Source organism: Kitasatospora sp. NPDC086801 (assembly GCF_044745805.1).
In the GTDB taxonomy this organism is placed as follows: Bacteria; Actinomycetota; Actinomycetes; order Streptomycetales; family Streptomycetaceae; genus Kitasatospora.
The window spans coordinates 1-13,248 of sequence record NZ_JBIVAX010000040.1; the positions used below are offsets into that span (position 1 = coordinate 1).

Annotated in this window: 12 protein-coding genes; 6 read left to right on the forward strand and 6 right to left on the reverse strand. The window is 70.5% G+C overall.

Annotated features, from left to right (window positions below; all coding sequences use genetic code 11):
* Positions 1–152: 152 nt before the first annotated feature.
* From ACIPLC_RS30420 to ACIPLC_RS30430, 3 genes are all read right to left on the reverse strand, one after another.
* Complete coding sequence (locus ACIPLC_RS30420; RefSeq protein WP_400476241.1) at positions 153–2,444, reverse strand: hypothetical protein; 2,292 nt, start codon at positions 2,442–2,444, stop codon at positions 153–155.
* A 323-nt stretch (positions 2,445–2,767) separates the two neighbouring features.
* Positions 2,768–3,160, reverse strand: a complete 393-nt coding sequence (locus ACIPLC_RS30425) for a VOC family protein (protein WP_400476242.1) — start codon at positions 3,158–3,160, stop codon at positions 2,768–2,770.
* Entirely contained in the window at positions 3,157–3,459 is a 303-nt protein-coding gene (locus tag ACIPLC_RS30430; RefSeq protein WP_400476243.1) for an ArsR/SmtB family transcription factor, read from the reverse strand. The genes ACIPLC_RS30425 and ACIPLC_RS30430 overlap by 4 nt, the downstream gene beginning before the upstream one ends.
* Positions 3,460–3,944: 485 nt before the next feature.
* Between ACIPLC_RS30430 and ACIPLC_RS30435 the strand changes: the two genes are divergently transcribed.
* The 4 genes from ACIPLC_RS30435 to ACIPLC_RS30450 all read left to right on the forward strand — a co-directional run bounded on the left by ACIPLC_RS30435 (position 3,945) and on the right by ACIPLC_RS30450 (position 8,464).
* Complete coding sequence (locus tag ACIPLC_RS30435) at positions 3,945–4,484, forward strand: SigE family RNA polymerase sigma factor (protein WP_400476311.1); 540 nt, start codon at positions 3,945–3,947, stop codon at positions 4,482–4,484.
* Positions 4,484–5,185, forward strand: a complete 702-nt coding sequence (locus ACIPLC_RS30440; RefSeq protein WP_400476244.1) for a hypothetical protein — start codon at positions 4,484–4,486, stop codon at positions 5,183–5,185. The genes ACIPLC_RS30435 and ACIPLC_RS30440 overlap by 1 nt, the downstream gene beginning before the upstream one ends.
* A gap of 789 nt (positions 5,186–5,974) precedes the next feature.
* Positions 5,975–6,871, forward strand: a complete 897-nt coding sequence (locus ACIPLC_RS30445; protein ID WP_400476245.1) for an aminoglycoside phosphotransferase family protein — start codon at positions 5,975–5,977, stop codon at positions 6,869–6,871.
* A 1,098-nt stretch (positions 6,872–7,969) separates the two neighbouring features.
* On the forward strand, positions 7,970–8,464 hold the full coding sequence (locus ACIPLC_RS30450) for a cupin domain-containing protein (protein ID WP_400476246.1): 495 nt from the start codon (positions 7,970–7,972) through the stop codon (positions 8,462–8,464).
* A gap of 273 nt (positions 8,465–8,737) precedes the next feature.
* On the opposite strand, the gene ACIPLC_RS30455 is transcribed toward ACIPLC_RS30450, so the two are convergent.
* Both ACIPLC_RS30455 and ACIPLC_RS30460 read right to left on the reverse strand, forming a co-directional pair.
* Positions 8,738–9,193, reverse strand: coding sequence for a hypothetical protein (locus ACIPLC_RS30455; protein ID WP_400476247.1), 456 nt, complete (start codon positions 9,191–9,193; stop codon positions 8,738–8,740).
* A 66-nt stretch (positions 9,194–9,259) separates the two neighbouring features.
* Entirely contained in the window at positions 9,260–9,592 is a 333-nt protein-coding gene (locus ACIPLC_RS30460; protein WP_400476248.1) for a hypothetical protein, read from the reverse strand.
* A 160-nt stretch (positions 9,593–9,752) separates the two neighbouring features.
* Between ACIPLC_RS30460 and ACIPLC_RS30465 the strand changes: the two genes are divergently transcribed.
* Complete coding sequence (locus ACIPLC_RS30465) at positions 9,753–10,670, forward strand: glutaminase (protein WP_400476249.1); 918 nt, start codon at positions 9,753–9,755, stop codon at positions 10,668–10,670.
* Between the two features lie 412 nt (positions 10,671–11,082).
* Positions 11,083–11,784 carry a helix-turn-helix domain-containing protein gene (locus ACIPLC_RS30470; RefSeq protein ID WP_400476250.1) on the forward strand — a complete coding sequence of 234 codons (702 nt, stop codon included), beginning with the start codon at positions 11,083–11,085 and terminating at the stop codon, positions 11,782–11,784.
* Here the strand turns inward: ACIPLC_RS30470 and ACIPLC_RS30475 are convergent.
* Positions 11,771–12,598, reverse strand: coding sequence for a M55 family metallopeptidase (locus ACIPLC_RS30475; RefSeq protein WP_400476251.1), 828 nt, complete (start codon positions 12,596–12,598; stop codon positions 11,771–11,773). The two genes, ACIPLC_RS30470 and ACIPLC_RS30475, sit on opposite strands and share 14 nt — an antisense overlap.
* Positions 12,599–13,248: the final 650 nt, after the last annotated feature.

Here is a 13,248-nt window from a genome sequence, read left to right on the forward strand (position 1 = left end):
CGGGACGGCCCCGCCCGGGCGGGGCGGGGGGGCGCTGCGCGGGCGCGCGGGTTCCGCCCCGCCGGCGGCCCGCCCCCGGGCGGGCGGGGGGGGGCGGCCCGCCGGGGCGGGGGCGCGCGGGGGGGGCCCGCCGCCGCGGCACGGGGTGCGGGCTACTTCTTGGCCGGTGCCTTCGGGACGGCGTTGTACGGGTTGTGGTGGTGGTCGCCGACGTGCAGTTGCTCCTGCGGCTCGCCGGCGAGCTTCGGCAGGACGTGGGTGCCGGTCGGGTCGGTGATGACGACGGCGTCGCCGCTGCGGCGCACGTCGTGCGGGGAGCCCTTGGCGTAGGAGGCGAGTTCCGCGCCCGGGCCGGTGGGGGTCGAGTCGGCCACCGTGCCGAACACGTTCGCGGGCAGCGTCAGTGCGGTCGCCGTCGCGCCGAGCGTCGTGTTCGCGGACTGCTCGCCGCCGTACGCGGCACCGAAGGAACCGCCGCCGGTGACGGTGGTGCCGGCGGGCACGGTGACCGGCACGGCGGTGCCGGAGGCCCCCTGGAGGGTGACCACACCGCCCTGGACGTAGCCGGTGACCGAGCCCGCGTTCTGGGCCTGCTGCCAGCCGGCCTGCTGCTGGAGGACCGTCCCGGAGTCGGTGAGGGTCTGGTTGACCACCGGGGTGTCCGCGGTGAACCAGGTGCGGTAGGTGGACAGGATGCCGCTGAGGGTCTGCAGGGCCAGCTTGTCGTCGGTCAGGTTGGACTGGTGCATGAAGAAGGGCCGCGGATCGTTGGACAGCACGTACCCGAGGGTGATCCCGACCTGCAGCGGCAGGACGTAGCTCGACCAGGCGGTGTTCACGTCCAGCGGTGCGATGCAGGTCGTGGTGGCCGGGTTGGCCTCGCAGTTGCCACTGCCGCCGTTCGCCTTGGAGGTGTAGAGCCAGTTGTACTCGCTCACCTCGTCGGCCTGGGTGGAGACGTTGTAGAACACGTTGACCGGGTGGCGCGGGGTGCCGAGCGCGGAGGCGATCTGACGCTGCCCGGTCTCGCGGGAGGCGTCGACGCCGAGCCACTGGATGCCGGCGGCGCTCAGCGCGGCCAGGAAGTTCGGGTTGTCGTCGGGCTGCTGCGGCAGCATCACGGTGCCGGAGTGCTCGCCCGCGACCAGTTCGTTCGGCCGGAACGGGAGGCCGTTGGCCTGGGCGAACTGGATGTTCTGGGTGATCTGGGAGCTGATGGTGGGCTGGTCGACGTACTCGATGGCGCCGGAGGCGTCGGTCCGGCACCGCCAGGGGATCACCGAGAAGTCCTGCACGCAGCCCAGGAAGGGGTGGTCGTAGGTGTGGTTGACCCACCGGAAGTTGTTCTTGTTCGCCAGCAGCGCGTCGCTCAGCGGGTCGTCGCCGCCCTGCTCCTGCCGGTACTCGACGCCCGGGCCGGCGTTGAACAGGAAGTCCAGGGTGTAACCGTTCTGCTGCTGCCAGTTCACCGTGTCGGTGACGTCGGCGGCGGCCATCCGGATGGGCGTGGTGTCCGGTACGCCGGCGGCGCAGTCGCCTTCGCCCGGCGTGCACTTGCCGCTCTGGCTCCACCGGGAGTTGGCGTTGAACAGGTCGTCGATGTGTGCCGAGAAGTAGTTGCGCCAGTAGCCCAGGTGGACGCCCCTCGTCACCCAGTCGACGATCCCGTGCGCGAGCAGCCGGAACTGCTGCTGGTAGGAGTTGTACGCGAAGGTGAGGACCAACTGCTGGCGGCCGTTGCCGGTGTAGACGCCCGCGAGCACGCCCTGCGTCGAGGTGCCGGGCACCGTCTCGGTGAGGAACGGTTCGAAGTGCGAGCCGGTGGCCGGGTTGTCGGGCACCGGCGTGGCCAGCGCGCCGTACGAGCCGCTGCCGCCCGCGGTGCCCTCGAACGGCACCGGGCCGTTGAGGTAGCGGAAGGCGTCGGCCCGGGCGGAGGAGGACGCGGTGGCGGCGGTCGCGTCGAGCGAACCGGTCCACGCGGGCGTGCTCAGACCGGTGTTGGCGCCCGGCCACACGTAGGAGTCGACCTGTCGGACGTGGTAGGCCTGCTCGTAGCCGGTGAGGGCGGAGAGTTCGGCGGCGGAGAGCTGGCTCGGCGCGTCGTTGGGCAGGACGACGCCCTCGAAGTGGCCGTGCGGCGTGCCGTCGGCCAGGGCGTCGGCGAGGAAGGACGCCGTGAGGGTGACGCGGTTGCTGCTGGTGAGGTCGACCACGGTGGTCGGTACGCCCTCGGAGACCAGTTGCTTGCGGATGCCCTCGACCCACGGGTTGCCGTCGGTGACGACGAGGACGTTCAGGTCGACCCGGGCGGTCGCGGCCGCGGCCGGGACGACCGTGCCGAGGGATATCACCGCGCCGGCCACGACCAGCGCGATCAGCGGCAGCGCGCGGAACGGCGTTCGGCCCGCACGCCGGGCAGGACGGGAGTTCAGGAGTCTCATGGCGCCCACCCTGGCGGAGCGGGCGGTCGCCACGGCCGCGTTCCGCCAGACCTTGACCGATCAATGGCGGGGTTTTTGGAAACGGTTCTCGTTTCTGAGGCTCTCCGTGACCGGCCTCCGCGCCTGCGGCCCGGTCGGAGCCCCGGTGCCGGCCGTCGTCCCCCTGTGTGACGATCGGGATGTCCGCCGCAGCGGCCGCCCAACCCCTCCTGCGACAGGCCAAGCCCAGCGTGAGGGCGGTCTGCGCAGCACCGACGGTAGCGAACCGGCGGCCGAGATCGCTATCGCGCCGGGGTGGCCGAGTCCCGCAGGTGGCCGACCGCTTACCGGGGCTGTGTCGCGATCTGGACCAGGTTGCCGCAGGTGTCGTCGAAGACGGCGGTGGTGACGGGGCCCAGCTCCAGGGGCTCCTGGGTGAAGCGGACGCCGAGGCCGCGCAGGCGCTCGTACTCGGCCTTCACGTCGTCGACGGCGAACTGGGCGAGCGGGATGCCGTCGTTGACGAGCGCGTCGCGGTAGGGCTTGACGGCCGGGTGGCCGGAGGGCTCCAGGAGGAGCTCGGTGCCGCCGGGCTGGTCGGGCGAGACGACGGTCAGCCACCGGGCGCCCCCGCCCATGTCGACGTCGTACTTCTTCACGAAGCCGAGGATCTCGGTGTAGAAGTGCAGGGCCTTGGCCTGGTCGTCGACGAAGACGCTGGTCAGATGGATCTTCATGGAGTGCTCTCCTGCGGTCCGGGTGCGTCGGGCAAGGGCCATCGCTCGGCGATCTGCCGCAGCGGTTCCGTGTTCAGGTCGTGGAACTTGTAGCGGCCCTCCCGCCTGGTCTCGACGAGCCCGGCGGCCTCCAGCACGGCGAGGTGCTGGGAGACCGCCTGGCGCGAGATGCCGAGCCGGTGCTTCACGCTCAGTCGCGAGCAGACCTCGAACAGTGTCTGTCCGGACTTCTCCGCGAGCTCGTCGAGGATGGTGCGGCGGGTCGGGTCGGCCAGGGCTTTGAAGAGGTCGTCGGCCACCACCACAGGATAGGCAAGCTGTCACTTGCCTATCAAGTCGAGGTGCGCCGCGCCCCGAGTCGGCCCACCGTCGGCGGGCGCCGGCCTCGGCGCCGACCACGTCACCCGACGTGGCCCCGAACGAGCCGTACGCCGCACGGTCAAGGAAGCCGACGGCGTCGGACCGGCCGTCCGTCTCGAACCGGTCGAATCCGCCTGACCTACAGAGATCCCCCTGTTTTCGGGTACGCGATCGACAGTGCTGCGGGCGCTGTCCGTCCTCTCGCGGACGGCAGCCTTCGCGGGCCCCGTGCTCGACGCCCAGGTGATTCGGCGCCGGCGTGCAACCCTTGCGGCGGCGCGGCGGTGAGTAGGGCAGAGCGATGGTCCGGTCGGGTCGTCGCCAGGACGCGAAGAGGAACTGGACGACCGTGAGCGTATTGCACATCCCCGTGGAGGACCGGCCTCGGCCCGTCACGGCACCGGCTTCCGCGGGCGGCCCCGGCCTGCGGGAGCTTGACTTCGAGGGGTTCGCCGCCACGCGCTGGCGGCGGCTGGTGCGCACCGCCTACCTGCTCACAGGCGACTACCACGAGGCCGAGGACGTGGTGCAGGCGACTTTCGCGAAGGTCTTCAGGAACTGGTCCCGGATCAACCGCCTGGAGGAACCGGACGCCTACATCCACCGGGCCCTGGTGAACAACAACCTGAGCCGTCACCGGCGCCGCCGGGTCAGGCAGTTGCTCATGCCCGTCCTGCCCGATCAGGCGCACACCGCGGGCGGTGGCCACCACGATGTCGAGGAGCGCTCGGCGCTGCTCCAGGCGCTGGCGCAACTGCCGCAGCGCCAGCGGGCCGTGGTGGTCCTGCGCTACTGGGAGGACATGAGCGAGCACCAGGTCGCCGAGGTGCTCGGCTGCTCGCTGGGCACTGTGAAGAGCCAGGCCAGCCGAGGCCTGGCGAAACTGCGCGGCCACCCGGCGCTGGCCCCGTACGCGGCGGACACCGGTTCAACGATCGACGGCACGAACGGAGGCAACAGGTGATGGACACCGAGGACATGGTGCGCGGCGCGCTGCGGGACGAGGCGGCCCGGGTCGCGGTGGCGGACTGGTCTGCCGGGCCCGTGCGGGTTCAGGTGCGCCGGCAGCGGCGGGGGCGCCGGGTGGCGATGGGCGCGTCGGCTGTGGTGGCCGCGCTCGCCGTGGTGGCCGGTACGGGTGCGGTACTGTCCGCGCAGCACGGGGTCCAGGCCGTCGGGCCGGCCTCGCAAGCCCCGCTGGTACCGGCGGAGCCGGCTCCCGAGACCGTGGTGGTGGAGCCCGGCCAGCAACTGCCGCTGGGCCGCCCGGACTGGTGGATGCAGCTGAAGGACCGGGAGATCTGCATCCACGACGCTCCGGCGTACCGAAGCGGTCCGGGGTGCAGCGGGTACTCCTGGACGGAGAGCACGACCGAGATCACCATGCAGTACTACGGGTCCCCCCCGCAGTACCAGGAGGGCCTGTACAACCTCGTCTACCACGGGCCCGGACAGGTGGCCCGGATGACCATCGAGCTGGACGGCCAGGCACACTGGGCCACCGTCGTCTCGCTTCCCGGCACCCCGGGCTACGCCACCGGCTACGTCTGGGGGCCCAGCAGCAAGACCCCCAGCGACTCGAAGGCGTACCCGCTCGACGGCATCAAGCTCGTCGCGTACGACGCCCAGGGGGCGGTGCTCGCGAGCAAAACACTGTCGTCCTGAACCAGACCGGCCTCGCGGTCCCGGCGGTACGCGGCCGCCGGGACCGCGACCCGGCGCAGCGCGTCGCCGAGCAAGTGCCCGTCCTCGTCCCAGGCGATGCAGGACATCTCGATCTTGTCGGGGACGAGAAGGAGTTGTCGAGCGGCACCAACGAGCGGCACCAAAGAGTGCAGTCGCGCATGAATCAGCGCAGTCATTTCTGCAGTACCGCAGTGAACGGTGCAGTGGCCGGTTGATCGCCACAGTGAGTAACGGATATGGATCGGCGTCCGGCCGGTGCGGAGCCAGCTGGCGTTGCCACCCACTCTGTTGCCCCAAGCCTGTGGACAAGGATCAAGCGATTGCCATCCGGACCAACAGGCGGTGGGAGTGACTGTCCGACCTCGACTGGTGCAGCCGTCAGCGCCAAACCGGGTTGCGCTGCTGGTGGAGACTCACCCGGTCCGGGTGGTTCCCGTGGGTTCGACGGCGCCGGCGACGACGTGCGGGGAGTTGTCAGCTCGCATCGGCGGTCTCCTGCGGCCCGTCGGCTTCGAGTTCGATGATCATCCGGTCGAGGTTGGTCAGGACCTGTTCGCTCATCTCGGTCACCCGCTGGTGGCCGCAGCCCTTGGCGTTGTCGATGAGCGTCAGCGTCCGTCGCCGCTGGGCCTGGAGTTCGGGCAGGAACTCCGGTCCGGTGAGGAAGACCGGGCAGGTCAGGCAGGCTTCTCTGAACTTTGGGGTCGTTCCGTGTCACAAAGCCTCCGATCTGCCACTCCGCCTGCTGCCTCAGTACAGTGAATTCGCATGACCGACACCGAGATCGAGATCACCGCAGACTTGGTCCGCGACCTGCTGCAGGAGCAACATCCAGACCTTGCAGGGCTGACCATCCGCGAGGTGGCGGGCGGCTGGGGCAACCAAATGTGGCGCCTCGGGGACGAGTTGGCCGTGCGCATGCAACGCATGGACCCCACCCCGGAGCTCCAGCTGAAGGAGCGGCGGTGGCTACCCGTGTTGGCCCCGCGCCTGCCGCTCCCCGTGCCGACCCCGGTGCGGTTCGGCGAACCGTCCGAGCGCTTCCCCAAGCACTGGACCGTGATGACGTGGGTTCCCGGCGAGCCGCTGGACCACGGCTCGATCAGCCGCGGCACTCATGCGGCCGACACGCTGGCGGGCTTCCTCCAGGCGCTCCATGTGGAGGCGCCCGCCGAGGCGCCATTCGCCACAGACCGCGGAGCCCACCCCAGGAACTGCACAGACGGCTTCAGGAACTTCCTCCAGGCCGTTGCTCCCGACGACATCGCTGCCGACGTCCGAGCCGTCTGGGACGATGCCGTTGGGGCGCCCGCGTGGGAGGGCCCGCCGGTGTGGGTGCACGGCGACCTCCATCCCGCGAACGTCGTCGTCTTGGACGGAACGCTCTCGGGCATCGTCGACTTCGGTGACATGTTCGCCGGCGATCCGGCGTGGGACCTCGCTGCCGCATGGGTGCTGCTACCAGCGGGCACGGCCTCACGGTTCTTCGACATGTACGCGCGAGCGGATGAGGCGGCGATCCGGCGCGCCCGCGGGCTGGCCGCTATGAAGAGCCTCTTCCTGATGCTCATGGGGCAGAACGGAGATCGGGGCCTCCCCGGCGGTAAGCCGAACTGGGGACCCGCAGGCCGGGCGGCACTTGATCGTATTTTGAAGGGCATTTGATGCACGCTTGCTTTGAACTTGCTCTCGACCTTGGTCGAGGGCCATGTGGCAGCCCACCTTCGTGGGTTCATCGGTCACCACGTGTGGCGGGAATGCCAAGGTCCACGGCTGCATGCTGCCCGTGGCCTCGATCGAGCTGGGTGAGCTTGTCCTGGGCGCCGGCCAGGCTGACGCGGAGCCCTTCTGCCTCGCCGAGCCAGCCTTCGCGTTCGGCTTCGGCGGTGCGGGCGATGAGGTTGTCGCGGATCTCCTCCGGTCGACCGTGTTGTGCCGGGTCCGGCCGGAGGAGCGAACATCTGACACGTGCTTATCCGAACTAGCCCATCTGACGGCCCGGCGAGTATGACCGCAGTCGAGTTGCTGAGAGTAGTGGGCAGAGATCTTGGCGCCTGGGAGCATCCGGGCGTGTCATGCCGCCGCATTCTGCTGGGGCTCCATGAACGGGGCGTCCGGGGCAAGGCACAATGCAGGGCATGGATGACGCGTTCACTCTCCGGGCAACGTTGAGTTTGATAGATCCGAAGGAGGGCGGACGTCGAACTGCCTTTTCCGGGGACGGTCGCCTACCACCTCATGTGGCACCACCGCCTGCTGTTCGACCTCACCCGTCCGTTGCGTGACCACACCTTGGTGTGGTCCGCCCGCTGAGAGAGCACGCCGTGACCTCCCACCACCGCATCACCGTCGAGGACCGGGTCGAGTTCGCCCCTCCACCCCGCCGGACCACAGCCGGGGCGGTCGACCGTCGACGCCACCACCGTGCGCGCTCGCCACGGCACCGCCCGGCTGCGGGTGCGCCGACGGCCGCCTCGGCGCACCGTGGACCCATGGGCGTCATCGCGCTGCCGGAGCCTCCGGGCGGCCCGGCCGCCGGATCCTCCGGACGCCTGGGGGCCTTGGCGGGCGAAGAACCGGTGAATCCGTCGGCCTTTCGCCGGGTTCACGCCACGCAGGGCGCTCCGGACATGCTCGACGTGCCCGGGCCGACCACCGCCGCCCCGCCCGGCAACGTCGAGAGCCGGCCAGGCATACGTCGCTCTCGTCACCGGGGGACGGACTACCGACCAATCACGCGAATACCTCGAAGGGAAATTCGCCATGTCCTACCCAATGGCTCACTACTGGGGTGAATCGGGCGAGAATACGGCAACGTTCCGCTTCGGCACCACCGCGCCGGACGTGCTGATCGGCGCGGGGGGAACGGAAGTCCACTACCTGGCCAGCACGTCCTCCGCGAAGAACGTGTTCGGCTTGTACCGATTGGACATGGGGCCTCGACCGACAGGCCCTGCGCCGCATTTCCACCGGACCATGTCCGAGTCGTTCTTCGTCCTGTCCGGGACCATAAACCTGTATGACGGCGAACAATGGATCGACGCCGAGGCGGGTGATTTCCTGCACGTACCGGAGGGCGCCGTGCACGGCTTCCGCAACGAGTCCGGCGAACCGGCCTCGATGCTGATGCTCTTCGCACCCGGCGTGCCACGCGAATCGTTCTTCGAGGAAATCTCGGAGATAGCGGCCGACAAACGTCCGATGAGCGAGCCGGAATGGGCGGAACTCTACCGCCGGCACGACCACTACCTGGCCTGACCGGCCCGCCCGCCCGCCCGCAAGGCCAGTGGCGTCGACCGCCTCAGGTGCTTCGCCATGACGGTGGTCCGGCAGAGCCCGCACGGGCTGTCGGACGTCGAGACACTGCTCGCAGTCGACACCCGCGTGCCCGGTGCGGGGGCGGCCGACGAGCCCCCGGGCCCGTACGTTCCTGAGCACGGGGATGAGCTGCGGGCCGTCGGCGGCCCGTCCTTCGGTCAGGGCTTCGGCGTAGTTGGCCGAAGCCCTGTCTGCGAAGCGGACCACGGGAAGTCATGACGGGAACCGATGGACGTCGACCGCGGTATCACCCGAAACCTGGAACTCCACCGATTCGCCGCCGCAGAAGCTCCACCAGTTCCCCCACACGGTGGCGGTCGAGAAGAAGAGAGCACGTCCGGCGTCATTGATGTAGCCGTAGCCCTTCTGCAAGTTGATGAACTGAATCGTGCCGAGCGACCACACCTGCGGAGCGGCGACGGCTGCCGACTGCCGGCTGATCCGCTTCGGCGACGATCCGTACGGAGCTCCGCGCGAGCACCGTACGGATCGTCGCCGAGACCGGCAGACCCCATCGCCCAGATCGCGAAGGATCCGGGGATCAGCGAGACGACGGCAAAACCCCGCCATGCATACCGCCATCAGCCCCCACCAGGCATGACGAGACACACGACGCTGCCCGTTGCTGTTTGCTGAGCCCCAGCCATCAGGCGCCGGATCATCCGACACGAACAGAACGCTCCCGCCCGGGAACCCCAACTTTCCAGCCCCCGGGCCGAGTTCGTTCTGAACTGGTCACCGGGGTCGTGGGCAGGCGGCTTCGTGCAGGAGGGCTGCCGCGTGCAGCAGGTCCCGGGCTCGGGTGGAGCACGGCTGACGGGCGGTGCTGACCTGCCAGGTTCCCGCGTCGTCGGGCAGTGCGGTGCCGAGCAGGGCGGGGCGGGTGATGTCCGTGACGTCGGTGATGGTGACCGCCGCGGCCGTGTCCGGCACGGTCACCTGGTAGGTGCGGCCCATGCACTTCACGACGGTTCCGTGGAGTGCCGCGATGTCCCCCTGCGGGGCGTTCTCCTGGCCCGGCGGCCGCGGGGAGGGGGCGTTGTGGTTCTGGGTGAGGTGATCCGCCATCCGACGTCCGTCACTTTCCGGTAATGCGATGTATCCGAACGTCACCATAGTCGGAAATCGGACCTCTCCTCTCCGATTGGCGCTCTTCCCCCCACGAGCTCCCCGGCGCATGCTGATGCCGGGCCGGACAACGGCGTCCTGCCCGCGGAGGGGGACCGGCATGGACTACGAGAACCTGTTCGAACGCATCAACGACGCAGTCCACCCCGTCCTGGCCGAGGGAACCGTCGCCCAGTACATCCCGGCCCTCGCCGCCGTCGACCCCCACCAGTTCGGCCTCGCGATCGCGGACACCGGCACCCGCAAACCACCACGCGGCACCGGGGACTGGCAGGTCCCGTTCTCCATCCAGTCCATCTCCAAGGTGTTCACCCTCGCCCTAGTCCTGGCCGCCGACGGAAACACCCTGTGGACCCGGGTGGGGAAGGAGCCCTCCGGGTCGCCCTTCAACTCCCTCGCCCAGCTGGAACGTGAGAACGCGATCCCGCGCAACCCCTTCGTCAACGCCGGCGCGCTGGTGATCACCGACCGGCTGCTCACCCTCACCGGCGACTCCCGGGGCACCCTGCGCGAGTTCCTCCGCACCGAAAGCGGCAACCCCCACATCGACTTCGACGCCCAGGTCGCCTGGAGCGAGAGCCACCACGGACACCGCAACGCCGCCCTCGCCCACCTCCTCGCCGACCACGGCCGCCTCGACAACCCCGTCCCGGACGTCCTCGACCACTACTTCTGGCAGTGCGCCCTCACCATGAGCTGCCGCGACCTCGCCCTCGCCGCCGGGTTCCTGGCCCGGCACGGCATACGCGCCGACGGCACCCGACTGCTCACCCGCAGCGAGGCCAAGCGCGTCAACGCCGTCATGCTGATCGGCGGCACCTACGACGCCGCGGGCGAGTTCGCCCACCGCGTCGGCCTGCCCGCCAAGAGCGGCATTGGCGGAGGCATCCTCGCCGTCATCCCCGGCCGTGGCACCCTCTGCACCTGGGGGCCGGCCCTCGACACCCACGGCAACTCCATCGCCGGCATCACCGCTCTCGACACCCTCACCACCCACACCGGCTGGTCCATCTTCTGACCTCCTGGACGATCCGCGAGGACTCCGGGGGATCGTCGACGAGCGTCGGCTCCACGAAGTAGCCCGGCCCTTCGCCGGGCCGGCCGCCGGTGGCGAGGCTGGTGTCCATGGCGGTTCTCCTGGCACGACGATCGGTGGCGTGTGACCGCCTCGGGGCGGACGTCCGGCCCGGTGTCCTACGGCCGCGGACCGGCACACCACCGACTATCGGCGCCTCGCCACCCACCAGGAAGGCCAGGCCTGCCTAGGAGTGCCACACCCAGGAACAGCCGCCCGGAACCACACTGCGACCGTGCGAGCCGCACCCGGGGAGCCGGTGGCCAGAGCGACGGGGTACTGGCCCGAGGCCCAGGGGCGCACCGGCCACCGGGCCCGCGTGCACCACCGCCGACAGCCCGGGCAGCGGCGTACGATGCGAAGCATGAGTGGCCACGAGCTGGGCGCGTTCCTGCGGGCACGCCGCTCCCAGGTGACGCCCGCCGACGTGGGCCTGCCCACCTCCGGCTCCCGCCGGGTCGCGGGCCTGCGACGCGAGGAGGTCGCCGTCCTGGCCGGGGTCAGCGCCGACTACTACGCCCGCCTGGAGCAAGGCCGCGAGACCAACCCCTCCGGGCAGGTGATCGACGCCATCGCCGGCGCCCTGCGACTGGGCCTCGACGCCCGCTGGCACGCCTACCGCCTGGCCGGCCTGCTGCCAAAGTCAGCGCCCGCCCACCCGCACGACCAGGTGCACCCGGCCCTCCTCCAACTCATGGACGCCTTCCCCACCGCCGTGGCCTATGTCATCAACCGCCGCCTGGACGTCCTCGCCTCCAACGCCCTCGCCGACATCCCCAGCCGCAGCCTGACCGCCTGGCGACGCACTCGTGGGTGCCCGGGCCTGGAAGCCGAAGCACCGGCGCTCGGGACGATCCACGCCGAGCGCTCGGGGCGGTGCGCAGCAGTTGGTCCGTCAACAGCTACGCCGCACCGGACGGCCCCCACGGACGGGAGCATCCTCGGTGATCTGCGTCCGCACCAGTACCGTCGCCGTCGGCCGCCCGTCCTCCCCGGCCATCCGGGAGGATCGCGGGCTCAGGCCGTCGAACAGTTCGCCCCAGCTAGCCGGGCTTGATGCTCGCGAGCTGCACGAGCAGCAGGACCAACCGGTAGGCGACGGCGAAGTCCGCGGCGGTGAAGGTGACCGTCCGGCCACCCTCGGCGCGTGAGACACCTGGCACGAGTGTCGCCAGGTCAACCATGTAGGGGCCGTAAAGGTCGACCTCGACCTCAAGCGGTCCGGCAAGGGCAAACGCCGAGACCATCGCGCGCCGCGTGACAGCTTCGGCGGCCGCCTGGCGCAGACGCTCCCGGGCTTCCTCGGGGTGCAGTGCCACGGCGGCGGCCTGGCCGAGGGCTTGTTTGACCGCGACGGTGACAGCCGAGGGCACCAGATCACTCAGCTCGGCACAGGCGGCGTCATCGCCACTGAGCAGTACGACCGGCGCACCCACATGCCCGGCCATGGCAGCGTTGAGACCGATCTCGCCCAAGGAACGGCCGGCTACGCGAACGTCCAGGATGGCGTCGCTCATCGTGTGCGCCAGCACGGCGGGGCCGCCGCCGGCACGGGCGTGGTAACCGACGAGCAACACCGCGTCGGTGTGCTCGTCGAGCCCGCCGAGCATGCCCAGGGAGCGTGGCTTTCCGCGCACCAGCCGGGCCCGCCGGTCGAGTTCCTCCGGCAGCAGGTTACGGAAGGTCCCGTGAGCGTCGGCAACCCACACCTCAGCCGTGGGCTCGATGTCCAGGACACCCGCGATCACGGCGTTCGCCTCGGCCGTCATCAACGCACGGCCTTGCGCGTAGTCGTAACGATCCGGATTCGTCTCGGCAGGATGCACGATCCCCGAGACGCCCTCCATGTCAACAGAGATCAGCACCTTCACAGCCAAGGAGCCTATGCGCCCCGCGCGTCGGCCGACAGGGCACATCAGGACTCCTGGCCGGCCAGAGCGTCACGCGCTGACGGTCATGGCCGGCACGCTGGCACCTGCCGAGCGGACGGGAGCACACCGAGCCCGTAAGCGCGATCAGACGGTCGGCGGCGATCGGCGCCAGGGCTCCGCCCGCCATGACGCCCGCGTCCAGGTCTGCCGGCCCGGTGACGGTGTGCCGCTGCTCGGCGCTTCCGTCCGGGTCATCGGGTGCTCCGCACGGCGCAGCGTGGCGGGCGCGCGATGCGATCGTGGGACACGCTCGGAGCGGGCCGGCCGTGAACCCCCGAGCACGGTCGGCTCGCCCGGCCGGTTATCGCAGGGACGACGGCATGATTCCGGCGGGGTGGACGGGGCGGTGCGCAGCGGGCCCGGGCGCGGGAACTGCGGGATGTCCGGCGCCCAGGTGGGCCACGGCTCGGCGAACGGGCCCGTGCCGTCCTGGAGGAGGCCGGGGACACGCCCGCGAGCCTGCCGGACCAGGTGAGCGCTCGGCGGAGCTGGGCGGACCGCACCTTGCGTCGCCCTCACCCTCACCCTCACCCTCACCCGTGCTCGCGCTCGCGCCTGTGCCCGCGCCCGTGCCCGCACGGTCAGCGTCC

Coding starts and splice junctions, on each gene's coding strand:
- ACIPLC_RS30450 (WP_400476246.1), top strand. CDS start 7,970: ATGTCCTACCCAATGGCTCACTACTGGGGTGAATCGGGCGAGAATACG.
- ACIPLC_RS30440 (WP_400476244.1), top strand. CDS start 4,484: ATGGACACCGAGGACATGGTGCGCGGCGCGCTGCGGGACGAGGCGGCC.
- ACIPLC_RS30460 (WP_400476248.1), bottom strand. CDS start 9,592: ATGGCGGATCACCTCACCCAGAACCACAACGCCCCCTCCCCGCGGCCG.
- ACIPLC_RS30470 (WP_400476250.1), top strand. CDS start 11,083: ATGCGAAGCATGAGTGGCCACGAGCTGGGCGCGTTCCTGCGGGCACGC.
- ACIPLC_RS30445 (WP_400476245.1), top strand. CDS start 5,975: ATGACCGACACCGAGATCGAGATCACCGCAGACTTGGTCCGCGACCTG.
- ACIPLC_RS30420 (WP_400476241.1), bottom strand. CDS start 2,444: ATGAGACTCCTGAACTCCCGTCCTGCCCGGCGTGCGGGCCGAACGCCG.
- ACIPLC_RS30425 (WP_400476242.1), bottom strand. CDS start 3,160: ATGAAGATCCATCTGACCAGCGTCTTCGTCGACGACCAGGCCAAGGCC.
- ACIPLC_RS30465 (WP_400476249.1), top strand. CDS start 9,753: ATGGACTACGAGAACCTGTTCGAACGCATCAACGACGCAGTCCACCCC.